Consider the following 20,525-nt stretch of genomic DNA (forward strand, 5'->3'; position numbering starts at 1 on the left):
CTCTTTCTTTATGTGTAAAAATATACCTCACCGGAGATCAAAAAAAGGGCTGTACCGAAGTACAGCCCATAAATGCTTAGATATTCTGATTGATGTATCTGTTGAGGTCGTTTGCGTTTACGCACTTTTCGAGAGCGACCTCCTTGGAGATAGTTCTGTTTCTGACCAGCTTAGCAAGCTCCTGATCCATAGTCTGCATTCCGACAGCCTTACCTGTCTGCATAGCAGAACCGATGAGGTGAACCTTATCGTCACGGATCATAGCCTTGATGGAGTCGGTAGCGTTCAGGATCTCACAGCAAGCTACACGGCTTGTACCGTCAAATGTACGGCAAAGAGTCTGAGTACAGATACCAACAAGTACAGACGCCAGCTGAGTTCTGATCTGGTGCTGCTGGTGTGCAGGGAATACGTCGATGATACGGTCGATGGTGGAAGCCGCATCAGTGGTATGAAGTGTGGACATAACCAGGTGACCTGTTTCTGCGGCGGTTACGGCAGCTTCGATAGTCTCGAAGTCACGCATTTCTCCGACGAGTATGATATCAGGGTCCTCACGGAGGGCAGCTCTCAGCGCCATGGAGAAGCTGGGAACATCGGGTCCGATCTCTCTCTGGTTGATCATACATCTCTTGTGGGAGTGCAGATACTCGATAGGATCCTCAACAGTGATGATATGTGAAGACTTATGGATATTAACGTGGTCGATCATAGCTGCCAGTGTGGTAGACTTACCTGAACCGGTAGGACCTGTTACAAGTACAAGACCACGGGGACGCATAACGAATTCAGCCAGTACGGGAGGCAGATCCAGATCGGTAAGAGTAGGTATATCGTTTCTCAGCAAACGGATAGCGATAGCCGTATTGCCTCTCTGATGGTAAACGTTAACTCTGTGACGGAAGCCTCTGCTGGATACATAGGTAAAGTCGGTATCGATCTTATCCTTGATCTGCTGTCTCTGTCTGTCGTTACACATATCCTCACATACTCTGAGTATTTCGATCTCAGTCATATCAGGATAGCTGGACAGTTTTCTCAGGTTACCGCCCTGTCTTACGATAGGGGGGATACCAACTGTAAAATGCAAGTCCGAGCAGCCCAGCGCTCTGGATTCGTCCAGTATCTTGTTAATATCAATTGCCATTTGTTTATACCTCCAAACAATATATTTATAGCTGGCTGTTAAACGTCTGATTTTTTGGATAGTATGCTGACGCGACACCCCAACAGCCACCTAAGCTCAACTAATTTATACAGCGTAGGTAACACGTACCAGCTCGTCCATAGTAGTTCTTCCCTGCTGAACAAGCTCAGAAACGTTGTCACGCAGCAGACGGCAGCCTTCTTCCTTGGCGAGTTCCTGTATCTGCTCACTCTTGGCACCTGCAGCGATGATCTCTTTCATCTTCGGGGTAGCCAGAAGTATCTCATGGATAGCTGTACGTCCAACGTAACCTCTTGTACACTTTACACAGCCAACAGGCTTGTATACGGGTACAGACTCGGTAATGCCCATAAGCTCATTATCCTCTTCTGAGGACATATAGCTTTCACGGCAGTTAGGACAAACGACCTTAGCAAGTCGCTGCGCAACAACGCCGATAAGCGATGTAGCAACCATGTATGCATCAACGCCCATATCCACAAGTCTTGTAACAGTGGAAGCAGCATCGTTGGTATGAAGTGTGGACAGCACAAGGTGTCCCGTGATAGCGGCTCTGATACCGATCTCAGCTGTCTCGGTATCACGCATCTCACCGATCATTATGATATCAGGATCCTGACGAAGGATAGAACGCAGAGCTGCCGCAAAGGTCATGCCTGCCTTTTCATTTATCTGACACTGATTGATGTTTGCTATCTTCTTCTCGACAGGGTCTTCGACGGTGATAACATTGAGGTTCGGCTTAGCGATCTCACCAAGCGCCGCATAAAGTGTGGTAGACTTACCTGAACCGGTAGGTCCTGTAACCAGTACCACGCCCTGAGGAACCTTCAGACAGGAAACGAATCTCTTATAGTTATAGTCTGTCATACCCAGATCCTGAATACGTCTTACAGAGCTGTCACCGGCGAGGATACGGAGAACGACTTTCTCACCATATACCATAGGAAGATTGGATACACGGAGGTCAACGGTAGTACCGTCGATGACCTGTGACATACGTCCGTCCTGAGGTATACGCTTCTCAGCTATGTTCATACCTGAAAGGATCTTGAATCTTGTTACAAGCGATACATGGATCCTTGCATCAAGGTCATCCATAAGGGGAACCAGGTCACTGTTGATACGGACTCTGATCTTGGTATTATTCTTGAAGGGCTCGATATGTATATCGGTTGCGCCCTGACGGTAAGCCTGTTCAACTATGGCAGTTGCCAGCTTAACGATAGGAGCGTTATCAACGGTATCAGAACTGAGGTCGATATCATTGAGATCAATGGTCTCCTCTTCCTTCTGCTGCTTAGCTTCCTCAGCCACCTTTGCTGCAGTACCCTCAGAGTACATCTTACCGATCGCTCTGTTGATAGCGCCCTTGGTAGCCAGCTGAGGTGTGATGTTACAGCCTGTGACCATTCTCAGATCTTCAAATATGTACAGGTTCATAGGATCGCTTGTTGCGACCATAAGACGTCTGCCTATCTTCCTTACAGCTATAACGCCTGATGCCCTGGACTTGGCTTCGGGTATGAGCCTTACAACATCAGCGTTCAGCACAGTGTTGTCAAGGTCGATGAACTCAATGTTCATTCTCTCCGCCAGAGTTTTAGCAAAATCAACATCGCTGACAAGCTTCATCTCAACGACGAGATCACCGAACTTCTTGTCCTTTTCCGTTTTTTGCCTTTCAAGGACAGCGTTAAGCTCCTCTTCGGTCAGCAAGTTCTTTTCAAGCAAATATTGTCCGATTGGTCCGTTTCTCATAGATACGCTCCTAACCTCCGCCCTCAGCGGATAAATAAAATTTTGAATAAATTCTTAAATTCTTAATACCTCTTGTAATTCATGTAGAATTGTGTTAAAATATATATATGAAATGCGAATGCATATCAATTCTTTAAGAAAGGAGGAGATCAAAGGTGAATACCGAAACACTGTATCTTATAATAGTATACGCGTTTGTTTTTATCTTCGGAATATGTATAGGCAGCTTCCTTAACGTATGCATTTACCGTCTGCCGCTGGGTGAAAGCCTTATCAAAAGCAATTCCCACTGCATGACCTGCGGCACACCTATTAGAAAACGTGATCTTATACCGGTTGTCAGCTGGTGTCTGCTGAGAGGTAAATGTCACGCCTGCGGTGCCAGGATCTCTCCGAGATACACCGTAGTCGAGCTGCTGAACGGCATCTGCTACCTAATTATCTTCCTGCATTTTGATGTGGTATCTCATCCGCTGTACGCTTCCATCGTCGCGCTGATGACCTCTGCGCTGATAGTAGTATTCTTCATGGACTGGGATACACAGCTTATAAATACATGGGTGGTAATATTCATAGGTGCGCTGTCAATACCTAAGTACATATTCTGCCGCCAGGAATGCAACTACACACTCACCAAGATGATTGTTGGTGCACTGGTGATAAGCATACCGCTGCTTGTGATCTCACTTGCGAGCCATGAAAAAGCTATGGGCATGGGTGATGTTTACCTTATGGCAGCCGCAGGACTCTTCCTGGGAACACCGAATGTAGTCATCGCTATGCTGATAGCCCTTATAACAGGTTCCGTATGCGGCCTGATAATCAAGCACTCAAACGGAAGCTCCGTATTTGCTTTCGGACCCTATCTTGCAATAGGAATCGCGGTCGCTGCACTTTACGGTGATCAGATAGCTGATTTCTACGTAAAGTTCACGGGGCTTGATGAAACACTATCGGAAGCCGCAATGGTCATCGCGAAGGTGCTCTGATAATCAAAAATATCCGCTGAGTTATTCAGCGGTATTTTTTTGCCCTTTTTTAGGAGCCTGTCACATTTGCTCAAAAGGTCTCCGCAGAAACACTGCGGAGATCTTTTCAGCAAGCGGCTGAATTCAGCCGCTTGTGAATTTGTTTTGGTTTAATTTACTCTCAATGAATTTCCATCATAAACGCACGCACAATTATCGTTAACAGTAACGGAAGAATTATTGAAAGAAACACTTACTGATGCATTATCATAAATGTACAGTTTCAAAACCTGACCAGGTGAAAATACGTTAACAATCTGCTTATAATTTTCAGCGGTTTCAGAAACGATCTCTGTAGTACCATCCTCTTCGCACAGTACGAAATGAGCAGGAGATCCCTGAATTGCTAATGAATTGTACCAAGGATTGATATCCTCGATGGTAATAGTTACTTCATAAGTACCTTCATAAGCGCATTCTTTGTAAATAGGTTTGATGGTGAATCCACCTTTCGAATATTTTTCAAAAATATTCGGATCCGAACCAAAGACACCAAGATCTTTATCAGCAGCATCAAATACATGAAGATTCTCAAATACCTGACCAGCAGGTGCATTGTCCTTTGCTTCCTGAATTAATTGTTGGAATCTACTATCATTCTTATAATCATCACTGGTATAACCATCAACTATTGTAATACTTGTAGTACTACTAAAACCTGCAACATTAAATGCAACAATGTCTTTCTGTTCATAGATAGCGTAGTATGTGTCAACAGAAGTATACTTTGCTCCTGATACGAACCAGCCTGCTTTTATATCTGCAGCAACTGCTTTAGGATCAGGATCTCCCGATGGAGCACCTGTAGCATCCGGCTTAGTATTCCAACCTATAAACTTATACGCACCTACTTTAGGATCATCACCATTTCCACGGTGAAAATCTACTGTACCGGTAAATCCATCAGCTTCAGAATAGAAGTCCGCCGTATCTTCCCAGTATGGTGGGGTTTGACCTGTATGATCTATATGATGATCATCAAATCTATCTCTGAAAAGAAATTGGCCTGTCGGCTTATTTAAAACCTCAGAAGTATAATTACAATAGAAAACCAGTTTGTTAGATATGGGTGCTGATCTGTAATAATCGATAGGCTCGTTATTCTCTGAACTTATACCATTAAAATGTAGGAATGTATTAGTAGCGTAGTCCATTTTCTGATTTTTTTTACCAATATCCATCCAACTATTATATATACTATCAGAGATAGAAGAACCGGAAGAAATAGTTTGCGTATCTAAAAGAGCCTTAGTCTCACTATTTTTTAATAGTATTTGTACTTTTTCACTCGACGGTTTTTCCCTTGTGTAAAGGATATAGGTATATGTTCCAGTTTCATCGAGATGATTTGAACCTAAGGAACCAACATTAGATGACTGGACAAGATTATTATAATCTATAGGGTTAAGAGCATTATCACGACTGCTATAGAAATATCCCTTCATATTTTTTTGTGATGCTTCATCCAGATTGATGTTAACAAGCTCAAAATCACGACTCTGGTTGTAGACTACCTTTTTAAATTCATAACTAAGACCTTCACGACTGGGACGCATGAGCTCGATATCAAGGGTCAGGCACTTGCTCTTACCATTATCAAGAGTTTTCATAGAAGCATCAAACTTACAGCCGTAATCATTGTAAAGATCTTCTGAACGAAGGATGCCCATCTTGTCTATATCGATACCGGCATCATTAATCCTAGCTCTCAGTATACAACCCTTAGCGCCCTTTCTGTGAGCAACAGTACCCTGCGCATCATATCCAGCTAACTGAGAACCTCTGATAGCATTATTATCGATTATAAGAACATCTGTCAGCTTTGCAGTAACAAACGGCTTACTTGTTGAATCAACAAGAAATCCATCGATTAACTGGGGAACGCCCTTATAATCCTGAAGTACAACAACATTGGTCGCATATCTCAGTTCGTCATCCACGTTATCCATAAGAATAGAACCGATATCATTAGTATCGTCCATTGCTTGTGTTCTCTCATAGAACTTATTCACAGGTCTGATAAAATTAAGTATAGCACCCATTACCATTACCATAATCGTCGCAACGATAATAAGTTCAATGAGGGTAAAACCTTTTTTATTCACTTTCTTCATATCAGCACCCCCTTATTCTTCTGCAACTTCAGCAGGATCACTATCGAATTGCTCAGGGGTTTTGAAACCGGATCCATCAAAGTAGATATAGCGCATATTGTCTTTTGTATTAGGCAATCCCATCGAATCAAGATCGATATTTACACCCTCTTGAGGAAGGCCATCACCTGTGATTTTCAGACAACCATTCATACTAGCACCGGAATTATGTCGCTTGACACCAAATTTCATATAACCACCATTAGGTGCCCAGAGATGCGATGGGGTCGATTGCTGTCCGTTATCAACATGTGCATTATTAAAGAATGTGAAATCTGTAGAATTAAGTTCAGCTGTCCATTCATGCTGTACTGTATCATAGTTATACAGCGTTACCCAGTATTCATTTTCTTCAAGGCTTAACTGTTCAGCAGATGAAAAGAATGAAAGATCAAATACACCGTCAGGGTCAGTATTATCGAGCTTTGCATTATAGCCGAAAACATGATCATTAACAACAGTTGCAGACGTAAATGGAAAAGATATTCTCCACTGGTTAGTACCATTTGTCATGGGACGAACATTTGAATACTCAGGATCAAGAACGCTTGCATAAGACGAGAAATGCTCAAGATTGGTCGACTGAGAATTTGTCTTTGTCATTCTGCTTGCGGACTTTGCCTGCGAACGCATAGAAGCGCTCGCAGCCATAACAAATCCCGTAGTAGCAACTGCAAATACACCCATTGCAATAATGCATTCGACAAGTGTCATACCTTTTTTATTAGTTTTCATAATTATGACCTCCCTCCTGCATTAATGATTATCATAGTAATCGAGCATAAAGCTCTTTTCTGCCTTTTCTTCTCCGGAACCCTTTACGTAAGCAAGCATCGACTTTGATGAAAGCTGGTTGTAAACAATGGCATTATTATTACCGGTTTTTGTATTGTAATGTTTACAAACGATATTGCCGATAATATTAAGACACTGCATACGAGAAGTTGAATTATTAATTGCTACCTTACACTGACCGCCCTGATTTGTATTGGTATAAGTTGCTCTCGGCATATACATACTAGCTTGTATAAGTGTCGTTGCCTGATCTACTATAAGTTCGCTTCCTTCAGTAAACAGAAAGATGATGTTGTTTGGAGCCATATCAAAGCCATTATTAATTTGATTCTTTGTAGTATTAGCGGCCTTATCACCACTTGTTGCTCCGTTACGGCCCATGCAGTCAACATTACAGAATGTATCAAAATCCATAACAAGATTTTTTGAACCACCAAATGTAAATTTGGGATTCTTATTGAATGAAGAATGATCGTAGGTAGATATCGTATTTTTATCATGACCACTCATAGCATAATCATCTTTTGTATCACCAAAACCTGAATCACTTACAAAGTAGCAGAACTTAGCATCATCAGATTCAGGGTTTGTTGAGTTCTTAACAAGGATAACATTTTCGTTAACTGTTTTACCTCCGTCCTTGAGGATAACCACCAGGTTCTTTTTCCCTGCAGGCAGCTGATCAAGGTCGATAAGTATATTAGTATTTTCAAGGTAATCAATATAGCAATCATCGGTAACTATATGATCAGGCTTGAATGAGCCCGTACCGGTATTACTGGTATAAACAGTGCCATCAGTTCCAAAACTAGTTGCATTTTTTACATTATCAATATCTAAAGTTTTGCGGTCTGCTTTATACATATCCCTATACTGATTATAGATAGTTGAAACAGTTTCACTATAACCTGGTTCACAAAGCAGGTGCTCAGGGAAGTAATAGTAAGGAGGATTAGTATTATCATTTATCGTAGGAAATTCCGGTCTCTGAGCTCTGATTTCACCGGTCCAATCATCATCATAAGTTACAGAGATACCGCAAACAGTTGCCGGCTGTGTACCAGTTCCGCTACGAGTGGGCTTACCTGATGCATCCACAAATCTGTCCTGGTTTTCAAAAATATAATTACCTTTCTGCATGTGGATTTTTTTACAATTAATATTACCAGTCGAATGCGTTATATACAGATCACCGCCAACATACAGCTCACCATTAATATCCATAGTAGTATTTACTACAACATCACCGTTAAACGAATCGGTGCCATTAGTAAGATCTTTAAAAGTATACACATTTCCATACACCTTAAAACCGGCACCATTACCACTGCCGAATTGATAAGCCTTTTTATTGAAATCAGGATCAGTATTGGAACCCTTTATAGCATTCATCATTCCTGTCTGCATATCGTCTGCTTTACCGATATACAGCAGGTTCGTATAAATATCTACCTGATGAGTATCATCCTTACCGAAACATCCACCATTATTAGCAGTATATACCAGTGCTTCACCTACGTTAACGTAGTTGTAATTATATGGTGAAACTCGGGCATCATTATTATCACTTGCAGTTTTTTCAAAATCAGGTGAAAATTCGGGTTCATTATTGGATATAATTAATGATCTCGTAACATTAAGGACACAGCCCTTACTATCGTCTTCGCCCTGACAGTAATAGGGATTACTCTTAAAATAGTTATGATTCTGTATAACCAATGAACCATTGATATCAACATCACCATAAAGTTCATTTTGATTATTGTCAAATTTGTACAGTGTATTATTGTCGTGCGAATCTTTATCTGTTGCACCTGTAGAACCATATACTACGATATTTTCAAAATAACCTTTTGATGGATTACCACCATCAGTACCGATTATCTCAAGTGCCTTAGGAGTATACTGGCTCTTACGCATTGTCTGTGCTGAGAGATATGCTACAGCTGTCTTTTCCTGGCCAAGGTAGGTCGCTGTAGATATCACTTTTACAGAATTATCATTGATCCTTTCCACCTTGAGTTGACACTTGGCATTGCTCCATCTGGGTTCAACTTTACTAATTGGAGTAGGACTGCCTTTATCCATTTTATCAATCTCAACGTTGACAAATCGATTTTCATCTGCAATATGTCTTATCAGATCGAGCTTTGCCTGGATCTCGGCACTAGTGTAGGTTGAATCTGTATAGCCTGTCGTTTCTGCAACAAAAGCACGCAGACATGATGATGCAACATAGTACGCTTGTTTTTTTCGGTACTCAATGTTTGTTCTCACGTTGGTATGATTTACCAACGAGGTGGCAGCTGCAATAATGACCATCATCATAACCGATACAACAGTTACGGTCATCAGCACAGCGCCCTTGCGTTGTGACGTGAATTTGGTTTTCATAATTACCACCTTTCATTCTTTTGGTTTCCCGACTTTGTGTGTAATGATCAAAATAAAAATTTTAATCATTTTTTATAGCACGATTTGGCAGGCGGAATATTCCGCCCACCAAACGCTATAAACATTACTTATCATTATAATCCGGCAGCTTTTCTACTACCATCATTATAAGGGTCATGTTGCCCTCAACATCGGTATCGGATACCTTTGGCTTTGTTGACTTATCACCGGTCTTCTCATTAACAACATCTTCGGTTACGGTCTTACCGTCCTTATCGGTCTCAGCAGAGAACATAAAGTCAACGTTCTTAACGATCATTGTCTTCATAGACTTCGCTTTAGTTGAATTCTGAAGATCATTACAGAACTTCTCAACATCATCTATCTTGCCCTTGTAAGAGAATGAAACCTCATAGCTGCCTATTATAGCAGGAGCTGCAACAGCTTCACCCTTTGCGCCTGCCTCTGCATCAGCAGTATCAGGTGTTATAGGCTCAGACTGATTTATATAATCCTGTACCGTTGTATCAATCTCAGTTACTGCTTTAGTGCTTACATACTCATAAGGCTGGATAGTATAAGGAGTATAAGCTGAAACTGACATATCAAGGTTTTCGATCTTAGCCGTTTCAAGCAGGTTATCGACCTCCTGAGAAGCGTGCTGATTTGCCTGCACAGAATAGAAGCTTTCAGTCATTTTATTAACCTCTAAATAAGCATCTTGAATCCTTTTTTTGAGGTCCTTATCAGCCTTATTTCTCTCCTTCAGATCGGCAAGTGTAGCCTTTGCATCATCAAGTGCAGCCTGTGAATCCTGAAGACTTTCTATTTTGGGTTTTATAAACAGCATTACACCTGCAACCCAAACAAGAACTACGATAACTATTGTAAGTACGATCCTATCGCGGTAATTAAGCTTCATCGTCACTCACCCTCTTTCTCTAAAATAACAGTAATATCATTAATAACAACAGGATTGTCTTTTTTGCCTGTTCCCGTATAGCCGCTATATACGACCTCTGCAACAAAATCAAGTTTCTTAAGATCATCAACGAACTTTTTGGGCACATCCTGTGCTTTTTCCTGCTCTTCTACAGTTAACTGAGAAATAACTATCGAACCATTGTCAAGGTCATAAGTCATACCACCGTATGTGATCTTATCCTTTTCGATCACTTCCTGTATCTTATCGACCTTTTCTTTCTTCATTACAGGGAGAGTGTCGATATCCAGCTGAACTGTTTGAACAAAGTTCTTATACTTGTTTATAAGTTCCAGTCTGTTATGAAGTATCTGGTTAGCAGCCTTGGTCTTTTCTTCTTCCTTTATCTCAGCATCGATCCCAGCTTTTTCATTATCAACATTCTTTACCTGAACAGCGATGAAACCGGTGATCGCTGCGATAAGTATAGCAGAAGCAGCAGACAGGATACCTGCTGTAGTCAGCATCGAGCTCAGACCTGCAGAAGAATCCTTATTATTGGAGTGATCAACTTCAAGGAGATTGATCCTTTCTGTCTGCTTGTTTCTTCTGTACAGAGCACCGATAGCGTTTGCAAATACGGTGAACTCGAAGTTCTCATAGCCTGTTATCTGAGAAGGTGTTCCCAGAACGGAAGCTCTGATATCCAAACCATCCAGTGCATCAACGATCTTCTTGTAATCCTCGATAAAGCCGTAAAGGATAACGTTTGACAGACCGTTACCGCCTCTTGCCTTGTTGAACTGCTCCATTCTGAATATATTCTCGTTCAGAGCTTCCAGAACGTAGTCATCAGCATCGTACTCATCGGGTGAGATCGGTACGTATCTTGCGAATGCCATCTGTCCGTTTTCAAACAGTGTCAGACCCAGGAAGTTATTATCCAGCTGGCACACCAGCAGAGGCATCTTATCAGCATTGGACTTATCGCTCAGAACGATTCTTGAAATAGAATTGCAGCTGATATTTACTGATCTGAGGTTTATGTTCATTACAGCGAAGAGCTTTTTGAAGCCTTCAACTATGGAGCTGGGGCAGGCAGTAGCCAGTACCTTCAGTGAGCCTGGATTCTGCTCACCTGCTTCACCTACTACTGTATATGAAATGGAATACTCATTGGAGATACCCATTTCCTGACTCATATGATTCTGTACCATCTGCAGGAATTCACTGCCCTTAGCCTTAGGTACGATAAGTTCCTTAAATACAATACTGCTGGACGAGAATGTTACAACTGCGTCCCTGTCCATCATCTGCTCTGATCTCAGCGTTGTGAGCAGCAGCTCTGACAGACCTGAAAGCTGGATAACTTCACCGTTAACGATCATGTCACCGGGTACCTGAACAGTTGCCGAATTATCGATTCGGATCCTGCTTGCTGTGTTATCACCTTTTACGATATTGATCTGCCTATCAGAAAAATCGAATGATAGCATTTATTCCTTCACCTCAATATAAAAATTTTTATGATCTATACGCCGTTTCATACTTACGGCGGTCATATACGAGAGGCTTAGAGCCTCTGCGCATATTATTCCTTTTCCATTTCTGCGATACCACCATAGAGCATTGGGAATACAGCAGCAAGCACAAGACCGATGCCGACACCGAGAACGATGATCATCAAAGGTTCCATCAGTCCTACCAGTCGAGTTACAGCGGAATCGGCTTCTTCTTCGTAGAAGTCCGCAGTCTTTTCAAGAATATCATCCAGCGCACCGGACTCTTCACCAACGTAGATGATCGAGCAGAACATACCTTCAAATATCTCTGTCTTTGAAAGAGCAGTAGATACAGGAGAACCCTGCTTTACTTCGTCTACGACCTGAACGAACATCTTATCGATGTAAGTATTGTTAAGTATCCTCGAAGATCTCTCAAGGCAGTCTACCATCGGTATACCGCTGGAGTAAAGAGAAGAAAGAGTTCTCGAGAAACGACCTTCTGCTATCTTTACCATAAGAGGTCCGATAAGCGGCATTTTCAACTTTGCCTGATCGAATTTCAGCCTTACCGATTCGACCTTCAGTGCATACACGATAACGCCGATCACTACAACAACACCTATCAGAAGAGCATACCACTTATTGATGACGAAGTCACTGAATCCGAACAGTGCTTTCTGGAGCACGTTCATCTTTTCTTCAGGCATCATACTCCTGAATATAGGCAGGATCTTTACGCTCATCAGTATAACAACCGCGATGACCAGTACAAGCAGTACGCAAGGATAGATCATTGCACCCTTGACCTTATTGTTCAGCTTGTTTGTGTTTGCATAATACTCCTGAAGCCTTTTCATGGTGATATCAAGCGAACCTGATATCTCGCCTGCGTCTACCATAGATATGAAGAAATCAGGGAAACAGCCTCGCTTAGCATCCAGCGCACCCGAAAAGCTTTCGCCCTTCTGAACTTCCTCATAAACCTGTTTCCAGACTTCCTTTGCGCCCTTGTTTTCTTCCTCTTTATAAAGGATATCGAGCGCCTTGACAATCGTCAGTCCCGACGACATCATTGCCGACAGCTGTCGGCAGCAATACGCCAGTTCAGCCGTGTTGAATCTGTGAGCAGTTTTCCTTCCTCCGCCCAGAGCTTCACTATAGCTTACACAGAACAGACCCTGCTCATAGATCTTTTCAAGCAGTTCCTGCTCGCTGTCAGCCTCGTAGGTACCTTTAATGGTCTTACCCGTGGTATCCTTAGCGACGTAGCTATAATTTTTCATATTGTAGATACACCTCCACCATTTTAATGCTTCACAGCTCATGCCGTCTGACTCAGCAGTGCATTAAAAACACAACAAGGCATAAAACCACAAAACATATTTTTATCATTATATCATTTTTTTGATTTTTTTACAAGTCAAAATACCGATTTTTTTGCAATTTTATTCACAAAATAATAATGATATTTTTAGTCAACTCTCACTAAAAAGATGCATTATTTAACCTTTTAACAAATTCTCAAACTATGCAGAGAATTTTTTTGTACTCATTTGTTCCGATACATTACAGGGAGCATATCATCAGCTTTCATCATCTGTAATATCCGCATCATCGCTGACGGTCTGCATCATTCTGCGGCTGCCGGATGCAAGGAGAACAGGGTGTTTTTTCACATAGAGCTTGTATGACATTACATAAGCCGCAAATGCCGTTCCCAGCATGACCAGTATCGAACCCATGACACCCACAAGGTAGTTGTCATCCAGCATCTTTATCACCCATCCCGCAGGGTAATAGAGTACCTTATAAAAGATATCCCCTTTGCCCTCGGCATTGAAAGAGTCCCGAAATATTGCAGGAATAAAGTATAGCATACCAACAAGTATCAGAACACCAAGTATAGTTGCAAGGCTCCATTCCTCATAGGCTGTATGCTTCCTTCCATCATCAAAAAACACCCATACAAGAAACAGACATATCATAAGTGTACCTATTGCCGACTTGACATCAGGCTGTGTAAGAAAGTTCTTGACACCTATCATAGAATAAGGTAGGAAAGTCGCAAGTGCCGGAAAGAGTACAGATCCGGCAAACGCTCCGAACACCACAAGTGCCAGCAGCAGACCCAGTCTTGCGGCAGTGTATACCACCACAAATCTCAGCCAATCAAAATTTTCGCTGCCCATCATGCCCCTCCTTCTGTAAAGTAGAATTTCTTGATAGATCACATTATTATCACATTTCTTTATGTAAAATATACAAAATCAGTCATTTGCAGTTTCCTGCTCAAAAAGCCTTTCCACCAGTTCCCTCAGACCTCTGTTTTCACCTTTGTCAAGGTGAGTATCTTTACAGAGTATCTGCTTGGCAGTTTCCTGTGCCCTGACCAGTACATCCATGTCCTGTGACATATCAGCGATCTTCATCTTCGGCAGACCATGCTGTCTGCTGCCGAAGAAATCACCGGGACCGCGTAGCTTCAGATCCTGCTGTGATATCTCAAATCCGTCATGGCAGGAGGACAGTATTTTAAGCCTCTGTACGACTTCCTCGGTTGGATTGTCGGTTATCAGTATGCATACCGATTTGTGTTCTCCTCTGCCAACGCGCCCTCTCAGCTGGTGAAGCTGTGAAAGTCCGAATCTGTCAGAATTCTCTATCACCATCACTGCAGCATTAGGTACGTCAACACCAACCTCTACTACAGTTGTGGAAACGAGTATGTCAAGTTCATGAGCTTTAAATTTCTTCATGACCTTTTCTTTGCTTTCGGCTGACAGTCTGCCATGAAGAAGTCCCACACGGTATCCGCTGAAAGCACCCTCTGATATCTCCTTGGCGTAGCTTTTAACGTCACGAAGATCACTATCGCTTTCCTCGATCATCGGGCAGACGATATACGCCTGTCTTCCCTCTTCAAGATACTGTTTAACATACCCGAAAGCGCGTTCCCTCAGTTTCCCGGTAACAGCGTAGGTCTCCACCGGCTGTCTGCCTTTAGGCAGTTCTTTCAGTACCGAGATGTCAAGGTCTCCGTAGATCATAAGTGCCAGAGTACGCGGTATAGGCGTTGCAGACATTACCAGCTTATGGGGATGATCTCCCTTGCCTGCCAGCATAGCCCTCTGTTCAACACCGAAACGGTGCTGTTCATCAGTTATGACAAGTCCAAGCCGTTTGAATTCAGTGCTTGCCTGAACAAGCGCATGGGTACCTACAATAACATTATATTCACCCGCCGCGATTTCTGCCTTGATCTTTTCCTTTTTTTTCGGTGTAAGTGAACCCGTCAAGAGTACCACCTTGACACCAAGCGGTTCAAGGAAAGCTTTCAGCGTATCATAATGCTGACCTGCCAGTATCTCCGTAGGAGCCATAAGTGCCGTCTGACAGCCGTTTTTATAGGCGAAGTATGCAGCACCTGCCGCGACTGCCGTTTTACCGGATCCCACATCACCCTGAATCAGACGGTTCATGGGAAAAGGCTTGCGCATATCTTCAATGCAGTCATTTATAGCACTTTTCTGTCCTGCGGTCAGTTCAAAAGGCAGTGCCGAGAAGTACTCATCCACACTCTCATCATTCATCTGACAGCCTGTATTATCACGGCTTCGGTTCTTCATCATCAGCATACCAAGTGCCAGTGTAAGCAGTTCATCAAAGACCAGCCTGCTTTTTGCCAGCTCCAGCGTGTGCATATCAGTAGGGTAATGGACGTTCTGCAAAGCATAGCTCAACGAACATAGTCCCTGCTCACGCACCACATCATTCGGCAGCGGTTCATAGATAGAGCCATCCAGCGCACCAAGCGCGGTGTGAACATTCTGCCTCAGCTGCTTCTGTGTCAGCCCCTCGGTCAGACGATAGACGGGCTGAACTGGATCGGTACCTGCAACGGGGTATATCTGCGGCGAGTTGATCTCACGCCTTAACATATTGCCCGTCAGCTTGCCGACAAGGTAATACTCATGCCCGACTTCCAGCGCCTTGAACATGAAACCTGCATTGTAGATGACTATGGTGATATCGGCGGTATCATCGGTGACTATGGCTTTGTATACCGTAAGCCCGCGCCTGATATTTCCCTCGGGGAGCTTGCGCACCACCCTGCCTTTCAGCACCACCTGTTCATTCAGTGGCGCATCACGGACAGCCTGCGGCTCATTGAGGTCGATATAGTATCTCGGGAAATGGTACAGAAGATCATAGACCGTTTTCACACCCAGTTTTTCGTAAAGCTCGCTTTTTTTCGGGCCTACCCCCGATAGGTACATCACGGGCTTTGCCAGTTCACTGAGCATATAATTTCACCGCCTTAACACATCTTCCTACCCTAGTATAACACATTCCCCTAAAAATTGCAATACCATGCTGATATAATTTTGTAAAATGTCACCAAACCGTAATATTCTTAAAAAAAAGAAAACAGCTTTTGTTTTTTCTCAGGAACTAATATTTCCCGGGAAAAGACCGAAAAGCTGTTTTCAATCGTTTTCTGTTTTTTCGTTGTTTTCGCCCTTATCGAGATTCTCCAGTGCGAAATTCAGGCACTGTATCACCAGCTGATTGAGCGACAGGTTGTTTTCGTAGGCTAGTTTGTCGAGTTCGTTGACCTGCTCAACAGGCAAGCGGAAAGTCTTTGTCACATACTCATGTCCCTTTTGTATCTTCCACATAATAGCAACCACCTCTTATACTATTATGCACTATATTTTGTTTAATGTATACAAGTATTTTACAATATATTTAGCTTGCATAACGATTGTATTTTTTCTTTTGTTATGATATAATTTATACAAATCAAGAGCAAATTAACCGTCAAATTAACAACATAATATAAAATAAGGAGTGATAATATGAAAACAACTAAAATAATATCCACTATGTGTGCGTTTTTGATCGCATTGGCTATGTCGGCTTGTGGGGAAACATCACAAAGTAGCACCGAAAGCAAAGCAGAAGCCGAAACAACAACTACAACCGCCCCAGCCACTGAAACAGAAACCACCACAACCACTACAGCCCTCAGTGATGAACAAAAAAATGAAGAAAGAACTACTACCAAAAAAGAAATAGCAAAACCAGTACTCAAAACTGGATTTAATGAAGCCACAAATATAGTAGTTAAAAATGGCGGTTTGATATACAATATCCCAAGCTATTATCAAAAAAAATCTACAGATGAGAATGGAATAACTTATACTTATGAAGAATCTGATGGTTCAGAGGTTGGGATTTATTTTTCATATTTTCCATATGATGAGAACTATAAATTCAATGAAGAATATGCTCAAATTATATTTGACAGCGTAAAGGAAAAAATTAAATTGGACGATGATTTTTCCAGTACCAAAATCGAACAATTCTCATTTTTAGGTAGAACAACATATGGAATCTTATACACAAATATAGACCTCGAAAATAATTATAGTGCTCGAGCATATATGTTTCTCATTCATAACAAAGAAGCATACACACTTAATTATATTCTATCAACATCGGTATTATTTGACGACGGAAAATTCGACTATGATTATTCAGCAGATACTAACAGTATACTCAATTCCATCGAAGAAGATAAAGACTATGTATACGAGAAACCTACCGACGATAAAAAAGACGAAACTTCAAAGTCTGACGAAAGCAAGAATACCTACGAACATAACTCATATTATGATATCGTTGAAAGTGCCAGCTGGACAGATATTATCGGAAGCACACATATCGTACATAAAGTTAAGGCAAAACAAGACGTTTCAATTTCTGCTTCAATATTAGCATATTCAGAAAGCGGAAGCGTAATTGGTAAAAGCTCCAGTGATATAGTATTAACTAAAGGGCAGACAAATTACTTTGAATACTATTTTGACGAAGATGTATCAAATGCTCAGCTTAAACCTTCTTTCAAAGCTAAAGAAGATTCTTTCATGGTCGGTGAACGTAACGGCGTTGAACTTATAGAATATAGCATAACAGATGAAAACCTTTATTTAACGCTAAAGCAAAATGTTGATGACCTTGGTTTATCGAAGTATAAGATTCTCCTTTATAACGGAGACCAAATCGTCGGAACAAAAGAAGGATTTTATTCAATTTCTGCTGAAAACCTAGATGGAAAAGGCTCAACAGACGTTGCAGAAATCTGGACTTACGGGACTGCATATGACCGAATAGAATTCATTTACGAACCATAACACCCAAAAAGACCGCCCCACTCGGGACGGTCTTTATTATTGCCTTATTGAATTATCAGCCCATAACTACGGTGATGTTGGTCTGCTCGGTCATCTTGCACTCGCATACGAAATCGCCCTCAACAGCCTCGCCGTTGACGGTTATCTGCTTGATACCGCTCTCAACGTGGTTCGGGTTCTGTATGTCGATAGACAGATGCTTGCCGCGGAAGTTCTTCTCGATCTTGAAGCCGTCCCACTCAGCAGGGATAGAGGGGCTTATGACCAGACCCTCAGCGTTGGGGCGCATACCGCAGATACCCTCAACACAGCCTACCATAACTGTCGAACCTGTACCTGTCAGCCAGTGAACGTGGCTTCTGCCTGCGTAAGGTGAACGTGTTGACTCGGTGAACTGACCGTGTACGTACGGCTCCATAACTCTCTGCTCAGCCTTGTCGTTCATGCTTGCAGGTGCACTCTCCATGAAGTACTCGAAAGCTCTGTTTCCGTGACCCATAAGTGATTCTGCCAGGATTATCCAGCCCTGTGTCTGGCTGAATATACCGCCGTTCTCCTTGGTGTCGGGGTTGAATATGTGCATCAGCGCACCGTCGAAGTAGTGATCTACATAAGGAGGATCCATTATCTTTACGCCGTAAGGTGTGTTCAGTATCTCGTGTACCTTTTCAAGGGACTTTTCAGCCTGCTCCTTGGAAGCAAAGCCGGAGATAACTGCCCAGCTCTGGGGGTTCAGCCACATTGAAGCCTCAGGATCCTTCTTGGCACCGACAACTACGCCGTTATCGCGGATACCTCTGATGAATCTGTCCTCATCCCAGCAGTCAGCCAGTGCTTTGCCCAGCTCAGCCTGTGCCTTGGTGATGTACTCGATATAATCGGTATCCTTTCTCTCCTCAGCATAGCCCTTGATAACGCTCATAGCGTAGTACAGCTGGAATGCAACGAAAGTAGATTCGCCCTGCTTGCCCATTCTCAGGCAGTCATTCCAGTCAGCGTGAAGACCTGCAGGCATCTTGTGTGCGCCAAGTCTTTCCTGTGAGAAGCGTATAGCGTTCTTGAGGTGCTCGTAAACGGTAGCCTCTCCGCCGCCCTCTTCTGCATAAACGATAACTTCATCCAGGAATGCCTTGTTGCCTGTTTCACCGATATACTTAACGATAGTCGGGAACAGCCAGAGAGCATCGTCTGCTCTGTAAGATGGATGACCTGTTTCCTTAGCGTATACGCTGTTCTCGTCGTTCTCATCGGGGCAAGTTTCGTGACCTGCATTGTGGTCGAACTTAACGAGAGGCAGACCGCCGCCGTTTGATACCTGTGCCGAAAGCATGAATCTTATCTTCTCAGCAGCAAGCTCGGGATTGATGTGGATAATACCCTGTATATCCTGAACGGTATCTCTGTAACCGTAGCCGTTTCTCAGACCGCAGTAAATGAACGAAGCAGCTCTTGACCAGATGAATGTGATGAAGCACTGGTAAGCGTTCCAAACATCGACCATGTTGTTGAATTCCTCGGAAGGAGTTTCAACCTGGAAGTTGTTCAGCTGACCGTGCCAGTAATCAACAAGTTCCTTTACCTCAGCATCTACCTTGCCTGCAGCCTTGTACTCAGACATGATATTCTCTGCGGTAATGGGATCCTTCTGACCGAGGATGAATATAAGCTCCTTAGTCTCACCTGCTGCCAGTGTGAAATCAGACTGGAGCGCACCGCAGGCATTGGAGTTGTAGTTGAGCACGTTATCGCACTTGCCGCTCTCAACAGCGATGGGGTTGCCGTAATCTCTGTAAGCGCCGATAAAGCTGTCGAGATTGCCGTTGTAAGCACTTACGTCAGCGCCCACCAGACCGAAGAATCTCTCTCTGTGGTTGGAGCCGTTAGCGTCCTTGCCGCTGTTCTCGTTTATGTGCTGTACTATCTTATTGCCCTCAAAGGAGGTACGTGTGATGAACAGGGTGTACTGGAGATTTACCTGATCCTGCTCGTAGTTGTTCTCGTTGGTGAACTCGATAAAGCCCCATGTGGAAAGATTCCTTGCCTTATCGCTCTCGTTTGTTACCTTTACTCTCCATACCTCATAGGTCTTGTTCAGGGGCACATAGTAAGTCAGCTCGCTCTTGATGCCGCTGTACTGTGAGGTTATGGTGGTGTAAGCTGTACCGTGACGGCACTCGGTCTTGTACTCGTCAAGGCTCTTGCCTACAGGCTGCCATGTTGCAGACCAGTAGTCCTTTGCATCGTTATCCCTGATATATACATATCTGCCGGGGAGACCGATGTTAGAGTTGAAGCGGTATCTTGCTATTCTTCCGTTAGCGCCGCTCTTTACAAAGCTGTATCCACCGCCGTTGTTTGAAACGATAGCGCCGTACTCAGGTGAACCGAGGTAGTTTGCCCAGGGTGCGGGGGTATCGGGTCTGGTGATGACATATTCCTTGTTTTTCAGATCAAAATATCCATACTGCATAGTCATTCTCTCCTTTAAGTTATTTTCATATCAATTCCCGAACGCTTATGCGTTACCGTTATTGTAACATATATCCGCATTTTTTACAAGGGGGTACGACGACTTTTTTTCAAAATTCCGTAAATTTTTTAG

At 42.9% G+C, this 20,525-nt stretch carries 14 protein-coding genes; 2 read left to right on the forward strand and 12 right to left on the reverse strand.

The window, feature by feature from the left end; translation table 11 throughout:
* Positions 1–76 precede the first annotated feature (76 nt).
* Both RUMAL_RS12095 and RUMAL_RS12100 read right to left on the reverse strand, forming a co-directional pair.
* Positions 77–1,147: a type IV pilus twitching motility protein PilT gene (locus RUMAL_RS12095; RefSeq protein ID WP_013499005.1), complete on the reverse strand. Its 1,071-nt coding sequence runs from the start codon at positions 1,145–1,147 to the stop codon at positions 77–79.
* 105 nt (positions 1,148–1,252) lie between these two features.
* Positions 1,253–2,929: a GspE/PulE family protein gene (locus RUMAL_RS12100; RefSeq protein WP_013499006.1), complete on the reverse strand. Its 1,677-nt coding sequence runs from the start codon at positions 2,927–2,929 to the stop codon at positions 1,253–1,255.
* Positions 2,930–3,084: 155 nt separating this feature from the next.
* Here RUMAL_RS12100 and RUMAL_RS12105 point away from each other — a divergent pair, with 155 nt between their 5' ends.
* Positions 3,085–3,918, forward strand: coding sequence for a prepilin peptidase (locus RUMAL_RS12105; protein WP_013499007.1), 834 nt, complete (start codon positions 3,085–3,087; stop codon positions 3,916–3,918).
* A 149-nt stretch (positions 3,919–4,067) separates the two neighbouring features.
* Here the strand turns inward: RUMAL_RS12105 and RUMAL_RS12110 are convergent, their stop codons facing one another.
* The 9 genes from RUMAL_RS12110 to RUMAL_RS12150 form a co-directional block, all read right to left on the reverse strand.
* Positions 4,068–6,071 carry a PilW family protein gene (locus tag RUMAL_RS12110; RefSeq protein WP_013499008.1) on the reverse strand — a complete coding sequence of 668 codons (2,004 nt, stop codon included), beginning with the start codon at positions 6,069–6,071 and terminating at the stop codon, positions 4,068–4,070.
* Between the two features lie 12 nt (positions 6,072–6,083).
* Positions 6,084–6,845: a type IV pilus modification PilV family protein gene (locus RUMAL_RS12115; RefSeq protein ID WP_013499009.1), complete on the reverse strand. Its 762-nt coding sequence runs from the start codon at positions 6,843–6,845 to the stop codon at positions 6,084–6,086.
* Positions 6,846–6,866: 21 nt separating this feature from the next.
* Positions 6,867–9,299 (reverse strand): hypothetical protein, encoded by a 2,433-nt coding sequence (locus tag RUMAL_RS12120; protein ID WP_013499010.1) that lies wholly within the window; start codon positions 9,297–9,299, stop codon positions 6,867–6,869.
* A 124-nt stretch (positions 9,300–9,423) separates the two neighbouring features.
* Positions 9,424–10,221: a hypothetical protein gene (locus RUMAL_RS12125; RefSeq protein ID WP_013499011.1), complete on the reverse strand. Its 798-nt coding sequence runs from the start codon at positions 10,219–10,221 to the stop codon at positions 9,424–9,426.
* A gap of 2 nt (positions 10,222–10,223) precedes the next feature.
* Positions 10,224–11,717, reverse strand: a complete 1,494-nt coding sequence (gene pilM, locus RUMAL_RS12130; RefSeq protein ID WP_013499012.1) for a pilus assembly protein PilM — start codon at positions 11,715–11,717, stop codon at positions 10,224–10,226.
* Positions 11,718–11,812: 95 nt separating this feature from the next.
* A complete protein-coding gene (locus RUMAL_RS12135; protein ID WP_013499013.1) occupies positions 11,813–13,009 on the reverse strand; it encodes a type II secretion system F family protein in 1,197 nt (398 codons plus the stop codon).
* A gap of 300 nt (positions 13,010–13,309) precedes the next feature.
* Positions 13,310–13,918: a V-type ATP synthase subunit I domain-containing protein gene (locus tag RUMAL_RS12140; protein ID WP_193384649.1), complete on the reverse strand. Its 609-nt coding sequence runs from the start codon at positions 13,916–13,918 to the stop codon at positions 13,310–13,312.
* Between the two features lie 75 nt (positions 13,919–13,993).
* Positions 13,994–16,030 carry an ATP-dependent DNA helicase RecG gene (gene recG / locus RUMAL_RS12145; RefSeq protein WP_013499015.1) on the reverse strand — a complete coding sequence of 679 codons (2,037 nt, stop codon included), beginning with the start codon at positions 16,028–16,030 and terminating at the stop codon, positions 13,994–13,996.
* A gap of 183 nt (positions 16,031–16,213) precedes the next feature.
* The gene (locus RUMAL_RS12150; protein ID WP_013499016.1) at positions 16,214–16,405 is read right to left on the reverse strand and encodes a hypothetical protein; all 192 of its coding nucleotides are present in this window, start codon (positions 16,403–16,405) and stop codon (positions 16,214–16,216) included.
* A gap of 180 nt (positions 16,406–16,585) precedes the next feature.
* Here RUMAL_RS12150 and RUMAL_RS12155 point away from each other — a divergent pair, with 180 nt between their 5' ends.
* Entirely contained in the window at positions 16,586–17,923 is a 1,338-nt protein-coding gene (locus RUMAL_RS12155) for a hypothetical protein (protein WP_013499017.1), read from the forward strand.
* Between the two features lie 55 nt (positions 17,924–17,978).
* Here the strand turns inward: RUMAL_RS12155 and RUMAL_RS12160 are convergent, their stop codons facing one another.
* Positions 17,979–20,393, reverse strand: a complete 2,415-nt coding sequence (locus tag RUMAL_RS12160) for a glycoside hydrolase family 94 protein (RefSeq protein ID WP_013499018.1) — start codon at positions 20,391–20,393, stop codon at positions 17,979–17,981.
* Positions 20,394–20,525 lie beyond the last annotated feature (132 nt).

It is taken from the genome of Ruminococcus albus 7 = DSM 20455 (assembly GCF_000179635.2).
Lineage (GTDB): Bacteria > Bacillota > Clostridia > Oscillospirales > Ruminococcaceae > Hominimerdicola > Hominimerdicola alba.